At 62.6% G+C, this 14,314-nt stretch carries 16 protein-coding genes; 11 read left to right on the top strand and 5 right to left on the bottom strand.

What is annotated here, in order from left to right:
- Window positions 1–76: 76 nt before the first annotated feature.
- Both ACP7AL_RS14615 and ACP7AL_RS14610 read left to right on the top strand, forming a co-directional pair.
- Complete coding sequence (locus tag ACP7AL_RS14615) at window positions 77–463, top strand: CidA/LrgA family protein (protein WP_425992357.1); 387 nt, start codon at window positions 77–79, stop codon at window positions 461–463.
- Window positions 460–1,182, top strand: coding sequence for an LrgB family protein (locus ACP7AL_RS14610; RefSeq protein ID WP_425992355.1), 723 nt, complete (start codon window positions 460–462; stop codon window positions 1,180–1,182). The genes ACP7AL_RS14615 and ACP7AL_RS14610 overlap by 4 nt, the downstream gene beginning before the upstream one ends.
- A 46-nt stretch (window positions 1,183–1,228) precedes the next feature.
- On the opposite strand, the gene ACP7AL_RS14605 is transcribed toward ACP7AL_RS14610, so the two are convergent.
- Entirely contained in the window at window positions 1,229–2,035 is an 807-nt protein-coding gene (locus ACP7AL_RS14605) for an SDR family NAD(P)-dependent oxidoreductase (RefSeq protein ID WP_425992353.1), read from the bottom strand.
- Between the two features lie 132 nt (window positions 2,036–2,167).
- Between ACP7AL_RS14605 and ACP7AL_RS14600 the strand changes: the two genes are divergently transcribed.
- Both ACP7AL_RS14600 and ACP7AL_RS14595 read left to right on the top strand, forming a co-directional pair.
- Entirely contained in the window at window positions 2,168–3,109 is a 942-nt protein-coding gene (locus ACP7AL_RS14600; protein WP_425992351.1) for a GlxA family transcriptional regulator, read from the top strand.
- Window positions 3,110–3,552: 443 nt separating this feature from the next.
- Entirely contained in the window at window positions 3,553–4,668 is a 1,116-nt protein-coding gene (locus tag ACP7AL_RS14595; protein ID WP_425992349.1) for an alkene reductase, read from the top strand.
- A gap of 91 nt (window positions 4,669–4,759) precedes the next feature.
- Here ACP7AL_RS14595 and ACP7AL_RS14590 read toward each other — a convergent pair whose 3' ends face one another.
- The 3 genes from ACP7AL_RS14590 to ACP7AL_RS14580 all read right to left on the bottom strand — a co-directional run bounded on the left by ACP7AL_RS14590 (window position 4,760) and on the right by ACP7AL_RS14580 (window position 7,341).
- Window positions 4,760–5,317, bottom strand: a complete 558-nt coding sequence (locus tag ACP7AL_RS14590) for an HNH endonuclease (protein WP_006018785.1) — start codon at window positions 5,315–5,317, stop codon at window positions 4,760–4,762.
- A gap of 117 nt (window positions 5,318–5,434) precedes the next feature.
- On the bottom strand, window positions 5,435–6,529 hold the full coding sequence (locus ACP7AL_RS14585) for a DUF2855 family protein (RefSeq protein ID WP_425992346.1): 1,095 nt from the start codon (window positions 6,527–6,529) through the stop codon (window positions 5,435–5,437).
- Window positions 6,526–7,341, bottom strand: coding sequence for a DNA-3-methyladenine glycosylase family protein (locus ACP7AL_RS14580; RefSeq protein ID WP_425992967.1), 816 nt, complete (start codon window positions 7,339–7,341; stop codon window positions 6,526–6,528). The genes ACP7AL_RS14585 and ACP7AL_RS14580 overlap by 4 nt, the downstream gene beginning before the upstream one ends.
- A gap of 74 nt (window positions 7,342–7,415) precedes the next feature.
- Here ACP7AL_RS14580 and gluQRS point away from each other — a divergent pair, with 74 nt between their 5' ends.
- Window positions 7,416–8,294, top strand: coding sequence for a tRNA glutamyl-Q(34) synthetase GluQRS (gene gluQRS / locus ACP7AL_RS14575; protein WP_425992344.1), 879 nt, complete (start codon window positions 7,416–7,418; stop codon window positions 8,292–8,294).
- A 65-nt stretch (window positions 8,295–8,359) separates the two neighbouring features.
- Window positions 8,360–9,640 (top strand): ATP-binding protein, encoded by a 1,281-nt coding sequence (locus ACP7AL_RS14570; RefSeq protein WP_425992342.1) that lies wholly within the window; start codon window positions 8,360–8,362, stop codon window positions 9,638–9,640.
- On the opposite strand, the gene ACP7AL_RS14565 is transcribed toward ACP7AL_RS14570, so the two are convergent.
- A complete protein-coding gene (locus ACP7AL_RS14565) occupies window positions 9,582–10,460 on the bottom strand; it encodes a YihY/virulence factor BrkB family protein (protein ID WP_425992340.1) in 879 nt (292 codons plus the stop codon). The genes ACP7AL_RS14570 and ACP7AL_RS14565 overlap by 59 nt on opposite strands.
- Before the next feature lie 132 nt (window positions 10,461–10,592).
- On the opposite strand from ACP7AL_RS14565, the gene ACP7AL_RS14560 reads away from it, so the two are divergent.
- From ACP7AL_RS14560 to ACP7AL_RS14540, 5 genes are all read left to right on the top strand, one after another.
- Window positions 10,593–10,790 (top strand): twin transmembrane helix small protein, encoded by a 198-nt coding sequence (locus ACP7AL_RS14560; protein WP_024919540.1) that lies wholly within the window; start codon window positions 10,593–10,595, stop codon window positions 10,788–10,790.
- Window positions 10,791–10,836: 46 nt separating this feature from the next.
- Window positions 10,837–11,409, top strand: coding sequence for a cob(I)yrinic acid a,c-diamide adenosyltransferase (locus tag ACP7AL_RS14555; RefSeq protein WP_425992338.1), 573 nt, complete (start codon window positions 10,837–10,839; stop codon window positions 11,407–11,409).
- Window positions 11,410–11,541: 132 nt separating this feature from the next.
- Window positions 11,542–12,288 carry an electron transfer flavoprotein subunit beta/FixA family protein gene (locus ACP7AL_RS14550; RefSeq protein WP_006018793.1) on the top strand — a complete coding sequence of 249 codons (747 nt, stop codon included), beginning with the start codon at window positions 11,542–11,544 and terminating at the stop codon, window positions 12,286–12,288.
- Window positions 12,288–13,217, top strand: coding sequence for an electron transfer flavoprotein subunit alpha/FixB family protein (locus ACP7AL_RS14545; RefSeq protein WP_006018794.1), 930 nt, complete (start codon window positions 12,288–12,290; stop codon window positions 13,215–13,217). Before ACP7AL_RS14550 ends, ACP7AL_RS14545 begins: the two co-directional genes overlap by 1 nt.
- A 156-nt stretch (window positions 13,218–13,373) precedes the next feature.
- Window positions 13,374–14,252, top strand: coding sequence for a 3-hydroxybutyryl-CoA dehydrogenase (locus ACP7AL_RS14540; protein ID WP_425992335.1), 879 nt, complete (start codon window positions 13,374–13,376; stop codon window positions 14,250–14,252).
- Window positions 14,253–14,314: the final 62 nt, after the last annotated feature.

Genomic DNA, 14,314 nt, shown 5'->3' with positions numbered 1-14,314 from the left:
CCTCCATGCATGTGGCGCGATTGACAGCGGCGAGCCGTCTCGCGTGTTATGCAGCGTATCCGCGCCGGAGCCGCCCATGATCGCCAGCCTGAGTGTCATTCTGATCTGTCAGTTGATCGGTGAGGTGATCGTCCGCGGATTGCGGGTGCCTGTGCCGGGGCCGGTGGTGGGCCTGGCGCTTCTGTTTGTGGTGCTCATCGCCCGCGATCGCTTCCCGGGATTGGCGCGAGGGCCGCTGCGCGACAACGCAGTGGAGGGGACCGCGAAAGGCATGCTGGCGCATCTGTCGCTGCTGTTTGTCCCGGCAGGCGTCGGCGTGGTGCAGCAACTTGATCTGATCGCGCAGCGCGGTCTTGCAATTTTCGTGATCCTGGCCGCGTCGGTCCTGGTGACTCTGGTTGTCACCGTCGGCACGTTCCTGATCACCAGCCGGCTGATGCGCCGGGGACGCGGCGCGTCATGAGCGGCAATCCGTTTTCGCTGTGGGTGTATCTGTCGCAGACGCCGCTGCTGTGGCTGACCGTGACTCTGGCGGTCTACGCAATCGCCGACGCGGCCTCGCTGGCCACCCATCGCAATCCGCTGATGAATCCCGTGCTGCACTCGATCTGGATCGTCGGCCTGTTTCTCCACGTGACCGGGACCAGCTATACGACCTATTTCAGCGGTGCGCAGTTCGTGCATTTCCTGCTCGGTCCCGCCACCGTCGCGCTCGCGGTGCCGCTTTATGAAAACCGCGAGACCGTGATGACGGCGATTATCCCGATGCTGATGGCGCTCGTCGTGGGCTGCATCACGGCCATCGTCTCGGTGGTGCTGTTTGCGGAAGCAGCCGGCTTGCCGCGTGAGATCGTGCTGTCGCTGGCGCCGAAATCGGTGACCGCGGGTGTCGCCATGGGCATCAGCGAAACGCTGGGCGCCAATCCCGCCATCACGGCGGTCGCAACCGTCCTGACCGGCATCATGGGCGCGATCGTGGTGACCCCGACGATGAACCGGCTGGGAATCACCGACTTTCGCGCGCGGGGGTTCGCGGCGGGGCTCGCCTCGCACGGGATCGGCACCGCGCGCGCGTTTCAGGTCGACGAGGTGGCAGGCACATTCGCCGGCATTGCGATGGGACTGAACGCACTGGTGACGTCGCTGCTGGTGCCGGTCGCAGCCACGCTGCTGTTGCGCTGAAAAAGCCCCCGCCGCTGGGCGAGGGCCTTGTTCGTTCGAGCGGAAGTTATGCTGCGCTTTTTTTCTTGTAACGGTCGGCAGCCTGCGCCCGTGACAGCTTCGGCGTGAGCGCCTTTCTTGCCGCATCGTAGTTTTCCCATTCCTTCACATCAGGCAGTGACGGGATGGTGATGAGTTCGCCGATGTCGAGGCCAACCAGCGAAGCATCGACCATTTCGTCCGCCTGCATCACGATGCCCTGCGGCAGGTGGGCGACCGGCACGCCTGCAATATCCCAGAAATTCGTTGCGGTCGCGCCCGGCAACACAGCCTGAACCCGGACGCCGCTGTCCTTGAATTCCTTGTGCAGCGCCTGGGTGAAATTGACGACATAAGCCTTGGTGCCGCTGTAGGTGCCGTTGAGCACATCGGTATCGAGCGCCACGATCGACGCGATGTTGATGATGAGTCCGTTCTTGCGCGCGACGAAAGCCGGGGCGGCGGCGAGCGCCAGACGGGTCAGCGCCACGACGTTGAGCTGGATCATCGCATCCATCTGATCGACATCCGAGGTCAGCAGCGGTCCGGCGGAGCCGATGCCGGCATTGTTGATCAGTGCAGTAATGCTCGGGTCGGTTTTCAGGCGCTCCTCGACGCGGCGCAAGTCGGCCTTCGCATTGAGGTCAGCGGGCAAAACCTCGACCTTGCGGCCGGTGGCCTTGGCGAGTTTGGCTGCGAGCGTGTCGAGCTTCGCCTTGTCGCGCGCGACCAGGATGAGGTCGTAGCCACGCCGAGCGAGGCGGTCCGCATAGATCGCGCCGATGCCTGAGGAGGAACCTGTTACGAGAGCCGTACCCTTGTTCTGATTTGCCATTGTCGTGTCCATAGTTTGCTGGTGTCTCCGGCGGAAGGCCGGGCTTGACGGGATCAACCTAGGAGTTTAGGGGTTTGTCTTGAATGTCATAGATACCTCGTTTTAGGACAATGATGAGAGAGGCGAGCTGGCATGAAGCGCATCGGTCTCGTGATCTTTCCGGGCTTCCAAATCCTTGATCTGGCTGCGATTTCGGTGTTCGAGCTGGCGAACATGGTGGGATATTCGCCGTCCTATGAGATCGAGCTTTTGTCGGAGCGCGGCGGGCCGGTCGCCAGTTCATCGGGCGTCCCGATCGAGACCAAACCCTTCAGCGCGGCGAAATTCGACACGGTCCTGGTGACCGGCTGGATGTCGCCCGTTCCAGCATCCGCTGGACTGCTCGCTTTCATGAGTGCGGCGAGCAAGGTGTCGCGGCGGATCGCCAGCATCTGCACCGGTGCCTTTGTGCTCGCGGAAGCCGGCATCCTTGACGGGCGGCGCGCCACCACGCACTGGGCGTTCGCACGGGACATGCAGGCCCGCTTTCCGAAGATCAAAGTTCAGGAAGACAAAATCTTCATTGTCGATGGATCGGTGTGGACGTCAGCCGGCATGACATCATGCATCGATCTTTGTCTGGCGATGGTCGAGGACGATCTCGGCGCCGACATTGCGCGCGGTATCGCACGCAAGATGGTGGTCTATCATCGCAGGACTGGCGGGCAGTCGCAGTTCTCGGCGCTGCTCGAACTTCAGCCGAAGTCTGACCGCATTCAGGATGCGCTCGCTTTCGCAAAGAAAAATCTGAAGACCGATTTGTCGGTCGAGGTGCTGGCGGAAGCCGCGCGGCTCAGTCCGCGCCAGTTCAGCCGTGCGTTCCGCTCGGAAACCGGACAGTCGCCGGCGAAAGCCGTCGAGAATCTTCGTGTCGAAGCGGCGCGCCTCATGATGGAGGAGGCACAGCATCCCGTTGATGTGATCGCGCGCGAGACCGGGTTTTCCGATCCCGAGCGGATGCGCCGTGCATTCCTGCGGGCATTCGGCCAGCCGCCTCAGGCGATCAAGCGCGCGGCGCGGAGGGCGGCTGCCTAGGCCCACGGTGATCTGTGAGGCTCCGGTTCAACAGGTGCGCAGTGATGTCTGCGCGTTCGCGTCCAGGAAGTTCCTGACCTTTATTATTTTTTGCGTGCCGCGCTCAGGAACAACTGCTTTCCTTCAAAGGTTGCTCCACAAGTTGATGTGGAGATTACAGATGTTGTTCCTCATGCCTCGTGTCATGACGAGTATTGCCTTGTCCATATTTTGGTCGGCGATGACCTTGAATCAGAATGCTGGCGATCCCGCTGTGAAATCTGGTGTGGAAGACGACGCATCGGCGCGACAATAGGAAATTTGCCTCCGGCGATCGAATGCGTAGCTTGGACGGCGGCCGAGTCATCGGAGCGTAGGTCTGCCATGCGCGCGCGAAATGAAGAGAAAAAACGCAAGCTGTGATAACGCGTCAAAACCTTGATGCAGACCCCGGAGCTTGCGTGATGTCCTCCTCGCTTTTCTCTCCCCTGAAAGTTGGGCCGTATCAGCTCAGCCACCGCGTCGTCATGGCTCCGCTGACCCGGATGCGAGCCGCGCAGCAGGATAACGCGCCGCATCCGTTGAACCTCGAATACTACCAGCAGCGCGCCACGCAGGGCGGCTTGATTATCGCCGAAGCATCGCCGGTCGTTCAAACCGGACGAGGGAATCCCAGAACGCCGGGCATCTATTCGCGCGAGCAGATTGCTGGATGGCGCGAAATCACCGATGCGGTTCATGCCAAGGGCGGCATCATCTTCCTGCAGCTCTGGCACGTCGGGCGTGTCTCGCACTCCTCGTTCCAGCCTGGCGGGGCCTTGCCGGTCGCGCCGTCAGCGGTTCCGATCTCCCGCAATTTCACCGCCATGACGGCCGATGGAAAGCAGGTGCCTTACGAGACGCCGCGGGCGCTCGAAACCGGCGAGATCGCGGGAATCGTCGACAGCTTCCGCGAGGGAGCGCGGAACGCGCAGGAAGCCGGGTTCGACGGCGTCGAGATCCATGGCGCGAACGGCTATCTGCTTGAGCAGTTTCTTCAGTCGCGCATCAACCAGCGGACAGATGCGTACGGCGGATCGATCGAGAACCGCGCGCGTCTGCTCGCCGAAGTCACCGATGCTGCCATCGGCGTCTGGGGCGCCGATCGTGTGGCCGTGCGTCTGTCGCCTTACGGTGTCGCCAACGACACCGGCGAGGCCGATCCAATGCCGCTCTACAGCCATGTGGTGCGGATGCTGGGCACGCGCGGTCTGGCTTATCTGCATTTCATCGAGCCGCGCAGCAGCGGCGCGGGCCGTGCCGAGGTCAACCATCAGAACGTGCCGTCGGCGATGGAGTTGTTCAGGCCGCTCTGGCCAGGCGTCCTGATCACAGCGGGTGGCTTCACCGGTGAGACCGCAGAAAATGCGATCGCATCAGGTAAGGCCGATGCGATCGCTTTCGGCCGTCACTTTATTTCGAATCCGGATCTGCCGCTTCGCCTCAAACGCAAGTCGCCGCTCACGCCGTACAATCGGGCGACGTTTTATGGCGGCGCGGAAGCGGGCTACACGGATTATCCGTTCCATCAGGAAGCCTGAGCGCGAACGCTTACGGATCGAGCTCGGTATCACAGCAGGGAGTGACTTCTCTCCCTGAACGCCGCGAGCGACTGGCCATTAAGCCGGAATCCTACGGGTCGAGTTCGGTGTCCCAGTAGAGATAGTCGAGCCAGCTTTCGTGCAGGTAGTTCGGCGGGAACAGCCGGCCGTTGCGGTGAAGCTGGTGCACCGTCGGTGCGAACGGCATCTGGCGCGGATGCATTTTCGCCTGCGCCATCGTCATGTTGCCCTTGCGCAGGTTGCACGGCGAGCATGCCGCGACGACGTTTTCCCACGTGGTCTGGCCGCCGCGGGAGCGCGGGATGATGTGATCGAAGGTCAGGTCTTCCTGCGAGGTGCAGTACTGGCAGGAGAAGCGGTCGCGCAAAAAAACATTGAACCGGGTGAAGGCGGGATGCGTCGTCGGCTTCACGAACGACTTGAGCGAAACCACGCTCGGCAGCCGCATCTCGAAGGTCGGGCTGTGAACTGCGTGGTCGTAGTTGGCGACGATATTGACGCGGTCGAGAAACACGGCCTTGACAGCGTCCTGCCAGGACCACAGCGAGAGTGGATAGTAGCTCAGCGGCCGGAAGTCCGCATTCAGCACGAGGACCGGCCAACCGCCTTGTGACACATGTGCGTTCAAGTAACGCTCCTGGCCCCAACCCCAATTGGCTGCGAAGCAGCTTGGGATGACATACTACAGGCAGCGTGACGGGATTGTGAAGAGCGTTTCCGCTCACCTGCCGGTGAGCGCTTCGCCTCAATCGGCCATCGACAGCATGTGCGCTTGTGCCGGTTTTACGCGGCCTTTGAGCGTATCCAGGTAAACCTGCTGGACCGCGTCGGAACCCCGGCTTTCGATCACATCGAGCTTGGGGCCCATTGCGGCGGTGAAGCCGGACCAGACCGCGCCGAATCGCTGGTCGATTCCTCCGGGGCCCCATTCCTTGGCACGCTTGCGAATCTGGTCCGGCGCAAAGAACCATGTTGGCTTGGCGCCGGGCAGGGCGTCGTCGTCGGGCGCTGCGTCCTGATGGGTCAGGCCGACCCGTCCGCTGTAAACCAACTGGCCGCCGAAGTGCCTGTGCAGCCGGGTGCGCAGATCGGGATTGCCCGCCATATCGACGAAGGCGACCGGCTGATCCGCGGGAATGGTCTCGATGTTGTCGTATGTCACGACCTCGTCGTAACAGCCGAGCGATGTCACGAAGTCCATATTCCCCGCCGCCGTGAGTCCGATCACGCGCACCGGCTTGCGGTGGCTGTGCAGCAGCCACGCCAGCCCGAACGCGGTCTTGCTCGATGCGCTGGAAAGGATCACGGTTTTCGCGCCGAAGAAGTCCTTGTCGGCGAGGAAATCGTCCACCAGGAACGAGAGCATGAACAGCGGCCGCAGCAGCGCCTGATAGTCGCCTTCGCGGCCCTCGAAGGCCGGATCGCTGGTAACGCGGGCATAGGCATTGTAAACCGGCGAAACGCTCTGCCGGTGCGCGGCGGCATCGCGAAAACCTGTTTTCCTGACGTCGGCGGCTTCGATCACGAGATGCGTCGCCATCGGCAGATAGCCGAACAGCACTTCGCCCGCTGCGATCTCCGGATGACGCGATTCGATGACCCGGCCGAATCCCCAGACCGGAATGTTGCCGAAGCCTTCTGGCGTCGGAAACAGATGCCAGTACTTCAACTGGTCGCCGAGCATCGCGTAGGTGATGTTGTTCGCGGTGAATGCGAAACGCTCGACCTTCACCAGCAATCCATCCTCGGGCAACTGCATCACACCTGGCAGCGGCGTCTCGATCAGCCTGCACTTCGCCAGATCGTTCCGCTCCACAATGAATTGAGTGGACGATGTCATTTCCGCGCTCTCGTTGTCTTCGCTGCTTTCTTTCGTAGCGCATTCTTCGCCGGCTTCGCTGACGCTTTTGCGACGCGGGATTTGTTTAAAACGCCCTTGGTGTTTGAAACGGTTTTCGCTTTTGCAGGTTTCTTCTTGGTGGCCGTTTTTGGCGACGCTGTCGCTGTTTCTGCGATCACGCCTTCGCGCTTCTTGATAGCGTGATAGTACGACCACCACAGATGCGCGGCTGCGCCGCGAAACGGCCGCCACGGCTCCGCCAGCGGATGCATCTCCTTGACCGTTGGCCGCGACTTCAAGGCGAGGCCGATGCGCATCGCCTCCTGAATGGCAAGATCGCCCGCCGGCCATGCATCGCCGTGACCGAGACAGAACAGCAGATAGATGTCCGCGGTCCATGGCCCGATGCCGTGCAACTTCGTCAGGGTCGCATGGGCGGCGTCCGCGTCTTCCTCCGCGAGCACTTCGAGGTTGAGCCGTTCCTCGCTCAGTTCGCGCGCGATGAATTTCAGCGATTTGATTTTCGCCGCAGACAGGCCGAGCCGTCCGAGCCGGTCCGCGCGTGCGCTCTTGAGCTTGTCATGATGAAAGGGATCGAACGTCGTGCTGACACGGCCCCAGATGGCGGCGGCGGCCTTTGTCGACAACTGCTGTCCGCAGACGATGGCCGCGAGACCTGCGAAGCCGGGCTCGCGCCGCCGCAGGTTCGGCATCCCGGCGACATCGAGCACGGGGCCGAGCCGGGGATCGAAACGGACCAGCGCATGAACCGCGTCTTCAAGGTCCGCTTGCGTGTTGAGATGGACTGTCATTGGTTTTGTGAGCATGAAGGGAATCGGACGCGAGTGCAATTGCCGGGGCACGATGCGTCGAACAGGATCGAACCATGCCGCCACCCGTTTTCCGTTTCGCGCCAAGTCCGAATGGATTTCTTCATCTTGGACATGCGCGCTCGGCGCTGCTGAACTTCGATCTCGCCCGTCAAAGTGGCGGGCGGCTGCTGCTGCGCATCGAAGACATCGACACCACCCGTTGCCGGCCTGAATACGAGCAGGCGATCTATGAGGATCTCGCGTGGCTGGGCCTGACATGGGAAGAGCCGGTGCGGCGGCAGTCGGAACACCTCGCGCTCTATCGCGAGGCCGTCGACCGCCTGATGCGCGAGGGCCTGCTGTATCCCGCATTTGAAAGCCGCGCAGAAATCGCCCGGCTGGTCGATGCGAAGGACCGGGCGGGACCATGGCCGCGCGATCCCGATGGCGCTCCGGTCTATCCCGGAACCGGCAGGCATCTGGCGATCGACGAGCGTGATCGAAGCCTGTCGTCGGGAGCGCCCTACGCCTTGCGGCTCGATATGGACGCGGCAGCGGCGCGCGCCGGTCCCCTGTTCTGGACGGAGCAAGGCGCCGGTCCGGGTGGCGAGACCGGACAGGTGCCGGCAAAGCCTGAGCAGTGGGGCGACGTCATCCTGGCCCGCAAGGACACGCCGACGAGTTACCATCTGTCGGTTGTGATCGACGACGCCCTGCAAGGCATAACCGATGTCGTGCGGGGCCAGGACCTGTTCTGGGCGACCGGCGTGCACCGGCTGTTGCAGGAATTACTCGGGCTGCCGCAGCCGGTTTACCGCCACCATGGCCTCGTGCTGGACGAGGCAGGACAGAAGCTGTCGAAATCGACGCGGTCCACGGCGCTCCGGGATTTGCGGGCCGCTGGCACGACACCGGCGCAGGTGCGGCGTCTTGTTGGTATTAACCCCGCTTAAACCCGCCGTAGCGTGACTCGGCAGCCTCCGACATGTCATGTTGGAGGCTGGATGGGTGGGGAATCATGGCGGCGAAATCGCGCGTCAAGCGTAGCCTGAAGACGCGCGTCAAGCGCGGCGCCAAGACACCTGCGCGGAAGAAGCGTGGGGCGAAGCCGGTTGCCTCGAAAAAGGCGGCCGTCAAAAAGGCTGCTGCGAAGCGGCGGGGCAAACAGCCGGCTTCGGAATCGCGGATCGTCGAGACGGCGCTGGCGGCCTTCGCCCACGAAGTCCGCACCCCGCTGACCGGCATTCTGGCAATCAGTTCACTGCTGGCGACATCCGAACTCGGTGAGCGCGAGCGGCGCTGGGTGGATACGATCAAGGTCGGTGCGGAGCATCTCGCCGCACTGGCCACCTTGTTCGTCGATGCGGCGCGCCACGACACCACCGGGCTGGCGGTGCGCCAGGACTTTTTCGATCTTCAGGCGCTGTCACGGGCGATGGGGGATTCCCTGGCTGGGCGGGCCGCGGCGAAGGGGCTGCAATCGCAGGTCGAGATCGCGGCAAAACTGCCGGTCTTTGTGACCGGCGATCCGGTGCGCCTGCGGGCGGCGCTGGAAAACCTGATCGACAACGCCGTCAAGTTTACCCAGCAGGGCACGGTGGCCCTCGACGTTTCGGCCAGCGCAGGCCCAGGCGACAGACTGGATGTGACGTTCTCGGTCTCCGACAGTGGCATCGGTCTTTCGCTCGCGGAGATCAAGCGGCTGTTCAAGCCGTTCTCGCAGGCGAATGTCAGTATCGCGTCGCGTTTCGGCGGTGCGGGACTTGGATTATCGTCGGTCAAGCAACTCGCCCGCGCCATGGGCGGCGACATCACGGCAAGCCAGCGACCGGGCGGCGGCATGACATTCGTGCTGACCGTTGCGCTCAAGCGGGCGAAGGCGCTGAAGCCACCGGCGCCGGGATCGGATGTGCCGCGCGCATCGCGAGGTCTTCGCATCCTGAGCATTGAAGACAATCCATTCGGCCGCGTCGTGCTCAACGCCATTCTGACCGAGCTCGGCCATCAGACCGAATTCATCGGACGCGGCGAGGCGGCGCCGGAGCGGATCGCGCAGGGCGACTTTGATGCGGTGCTGATGGACATGGTGCTTCCGGGCATCGACGGCGTTGAAGCGATCCGGCGCGTCCGGGCGCTTGAAGGACGTTGCGGGCGTATCGCCATTATCGGCGTTTCGGGGCGAGCAGATGATGAGCAGGCCTCGCTCGCCGCCGGCGCCGATGCGTTCCTGACCAAACCGGTCAGCCCGCGCGCGCTGGCGACGGCGCTTCTTCAGGCGACGCAGCGTTCTGCCACTTGACGATCGAGGCGTTGAGTTCGCCGCCGTACACGAAAATCGCCGCGATGAAATACAGAAACACCAGCGCGATCATCACCGACGCCAGGCCGGCATAGGTCGTGACGTAGTTGCTGGCGAAACGCGCGAGGTACTGGCCGAACACCACGCCGGAGACGAGCGATCCGATCATCGTGAAGACAACGCCCGGCATAATCTCGCGCATGCGGCGCGTTCCGGCCGGCAGCCACTTGTGCAGGATCACAAGCGTCACGATCAGCGCGACAATGGTCAGCCCAAAGCGCAGGATCGTAAACAGATCTTCGTTCGGTTCGATCCGAAGCGGAATGTGGCGCCGCGCGGCGGCCAGGATCAGCGGACCCAGCACGATCAGGAACGCCATCGCCAGTGAGGTCACGGCGGCGACCATGGTGTAGCCGATCGATTCCAGCCGTAGCCAGTACCAGCTCCGCTTTTCGACGACGCCATAGGCCCGGTTCAGCCCGACGCGCAGGCTTTCGACACCGTTCGATGCGAAGTACAGCGCGAGCACGACGCCGACGGTGAAAACACCGCTATGCGATTGGGTCAGCACGTTATGGATTTCGCCGGACAGCGCATCGGCGACCTGCGTGGGCCACGTCTCCAGCATCATTTCGGCAGCCCGGTCGGCCAGTTCCTTCGATCCGAACACACCGGCAAGGGAGGTGATCACGATCAGGAAGGGAAACAGCGCCATCAGCGCCGATAGTGCGATATGGCTCGCGATCGCCCAGCCATCATCGGCCAGAAACGTGTAGAACGCATCGAGTGCGACATTGAAAGCGTCTCGGATCAGCCTCACGTGCCACCCTGATTCATTGCCCCTGAGATGTAACGCGCCGGGCACTTAAAGTCATGTCCGGTTGAGAAAGTTCTCTCCAGCACTTTCAGGCAGGCGATGGCGCGACGCCATCGGGAGTGTTATGTACCCCTCATGACAACGTTTCTTTCGAATATAGCTCTCCCCATTGCATTGGCCGCGGTCACGATTGTGCTGCTGCTCGGCCTGTTCAACATGATGCGCGGCGGCTCGCCCAACACCTCGCAACGATTGATGCGGCTGCGCGTGCTGTTTCAGTTTATCGCCATCGTCATCGCCATGCTCGCCGTCTGGGCGCTCGGCAAGAGCTGATCGGCGGAGGCTGACGGGACTTCAACCGCTACAACGGATCGACGCGATGGTCATTCTGAACCGGATTTACACGCGCACCGGCGATGACGGGACGACAGCGCTCGGCAGCGGCGAGCGCCGCCCGAAATACGATCTTCGCGTCAGCGCTTATGGAACTGTCGATGAAACCAACGCCGTGATCGGCGTGGCCCGTCTTCATCTGGCGCAGGCCCCGGCCATCGATGCCATGCTCGGACGGGTGCAGAATGACCTGTTCGATCTCGGCGCCGATCTGGCTGTTCCGCAGCGGGAGGGCAAGGCCGAGCGGCTGCGCGTGCTGGCCACGCAGGTTGAGCGTCTGGAGCAGGACATCGACGCGCTCAATGCCGATCTGGCGCCGCTGAACTCGTTTATTTTGCCTGGCGGAACACCCGCCGCCGCTCACCTGCATCTGGCCCGCACCGTCTGCCGCCGGGCGGAACGCATGGTGGTAGAACTGGCATCCCAGCCCAACGAGCCGGTGAGCGATGCAGCCGTGCAGTATCTGAACCGGCTGTCGGATTTCCTGTTCGTGGCAGGCCGCGCGGTCAATGATAACGGGGCCCGCGACGTGCTTTGGGTTCCGGGCCAAAACCGCTGAGCGGAGATATTAGGTATACCTTCCTTGTTTTCCAATTTTCGCGCGTTGACCCGGATTGGCGGGACCATTAGGTTCCGCCGCCAACCGCTTTAGAGTGGATGTGATCAACCATTTCAGGACGAAAGGGAACCGATGAAGGTTCTGGTGCCGGTTAAGCGCGTCGTTGACTACAACGTCAAAATTCGCGTCAAGAGCGACGGGACGGGTGTCGAACTCGCCAACGTCAAGATGTCGATGAATCCGTTCGACGAAATCGCCGTCGAGGAAGCCCTGCGCCTGAAAGAGGCCGGCAAGGCGACTGAGGTCGTGGTGGTGTCGATCGGACCTGCGCAGGCGTCGGAGACGATCCGCACCGGCCTCGCCATGGGCGCCGACCGCGGCATCCTCGTGAAGACCGACAGCAACGTCGAGCCGCTTAACGTCGCCAAGATTCTCAAGGCCGTCGCGGACGAAGAAAAGCCGGGCCTGATCATTCTCGGCAAGCAGGCGATTGACGACGACAGCAACCAGACCGGCCAGATGCTGGCAGCATTGCTTGGCTGGGCGCAGGCAACCTTCGCATCGAAGCTCGAAGTCGACGGATCGGACTTCAAGGTCACGCGCGAGGTCGACGGCGGCCTTCAGACCGTGAAGGTCAAGGGTCCGGCGATCGTCACCACCGACCTGCGTCTCAACGAGCCGCGCTATGCGAGCCTTCCCAACATCATGAAGGCGAAGAAGAAGCCGATCGACGAGAAGGCTGCCGACAGTTTCGGTGTTGATCTGTCGCCGCGTCTCGAAGTTCTCAAGACAACCGAGCCTCCGGGCCGCAAGGCGGGCGTCAAGGTCAAGGACGTCGCTGAGCTGGTGTCGAAACTCAAGGAAGCGGGGGCGCTCTGATGGCCACGTTGCTGATTGCTGAACACGATAACGCATCGATCAAGGACGCCACCAACAAGGCGCTGACCGCCGCCGCCGCGCTCGGCGGCGACGTGGACGTGCTGGTGGCAGGCGAAGGCGCCAAGGGCGCGGCTGAAGCTGCTGCGAAGCTCAAGGGCGTCCGCAAGGTGCTGCTGGCCGACAACGCCGCCTATGCGCACGATCTGGCCGAGCCGCTGGCCGCGCTGATCGTCTCGCTTGCAGGTCCGTACGACGCCATCGTTGCGCCGGCGACCACCCGCTACAAGAACACGCTGCCGCGTGTTGCGGCCCTCCTCGACGTGGCGCAGATCTCCGAGATCATCAAGGTTGTGTCGCCCGACACGTTCGAGCGGCCGATCTATGCCGGCAACGCGATCCAGACCGTGAAGTCGAAGGACGCCAAGAAGGTCATCACCGTCCGCACCTCGACCTTCGGTGCGACTGGCGACGGCGGCAGCGCATCGATCGACAACGCGGCGGCCGCGGCCGATCCGGCCCTGTCGAGCTTCGTCGGCGAGGAAGTCGCCAAGAGCGATCGTCCGGAACTGACCTCGGCGAAGATCATCGTCTCCGGCGGCCGCGCCATGCAGAGCCGCGAGAACTTCACCAAGTACATCGAGCCGCTGGCGGACAAGCTCGGCGCCGGCGTCGGTGCTTCGCGCGCCGCGGTGGACGCAGGCTATGCCCCGAACGACTGGCAGGTCGGCCAGACCGGCAAGGTGGTCGCGCCTGAACTGTACATCGCCATCGGTATTTCCGGAGCGATCCAGCATCTGGCCGGCATGAAGGACTCCAAGGTGATCGTCGCGATCAACAAGGACGAAGACGCGCCGATCTTCCAGGTCGCGGATTTCGGTCTGGTCGCCGATCTCTATCAGGCGGTTCCTGAACTCACCGCCGCCCTTTAAGATCGACATCCGGGCGCACGATGCGCCCGGAACCTGCTATGTTGGGCGTTCGGGCGGGAATTTCCCAACCCCGACAGGTGTTTGACGTAATGTTAAAGGGGGTGCGGCAAGGTCATTGCCGCATCCAGCGATAGCGAGCACAGAGACCGGAAGCGAATGGCAGCGATCAAGACGGTTGGTGTGATTGGATCGGGGCAGATGGGCAACGGCATTGCGCATGTTGCCGCGCTCGCTGGCTTTAACGTGGTCCTCTACGATGTGTCCGCCGATCGCCTGAAGTCCGCGATGGCCACCATCAACGGCAATCTGACTCGTCAGGTCGCCAAGAAGACCATCACCGAAGACGCGCACAAGAAGGCGCTCACCAGGATCACCTCGTGCGACAGCCTCGACGGGCTGGCCGCCTGCGATCTCGTGATCGAGACCGCGGTCGAGAAGGAAGAGATCAAGCGCAAGATTTTCCACGATCTGTGCGCCGTGCTGAAGCCCGAGGCGATCATCGCGTCGAATACGTCGTCAATCTCGATTACCCGGCTTGCGGCCACGACGGACCGGCCCGAGAAATTCATCGGCATCCATTTCATGAACCCGGTTCCGGTGATGGAGCTGGCTGAACTGATCCGCGGCATCGCCACCGATGATGCGACGTTCGACGCCGCGCGCGAATTCGTCACCGCGATGGGCAAGCAGATTGCCGTCTCGGAAGACTTCCCGGCCTTCATCGTCAACCGCATCCTGCTGCCGATGATCAACGAGGCGATCTACACGCTGTACGAAGGCGTCGGAAACGTCGAAGCCATCGATGCGGCGATGAAACTCGGCGCGCATCATCCGATGGGCCCGCTGGAACTGGCCGACTTCATCGGCCTCGATACCTGTCTGTCCATCATGCAGGTGCTGCACGAAGGACTGGCGGATTCGAAGTATCGCCCGTGCCCGCTGCTGGTGAAGTATGTCGAAGCCGGCTGGCTCGGCCGCAAATCGCAGCGCGGCTTCTACGACTATCGTGGCGACAAGCCGGTCCCGACGCGCTAATCCGCCGCCCGCCACAAAATCCGCTTCAGAAAAAATTTGTTAACCGTCTCCGGGCTAGGTTC

Origin of the sequence: Afipia sp. DC4300-2b1 (assembly GCF_049895725.1) — a bacterium.
In the GTDB taxonomy this organism is placed as follows: Bacteria; Pseudomonadota; Alphaproteobacteria; order Rhizobiales; family Xanthobacteraceae; genus Afipia; species Afipia broomeae.
This window is presented reverse-complemented; position numbering and strand designations above follow the sequence as displayed.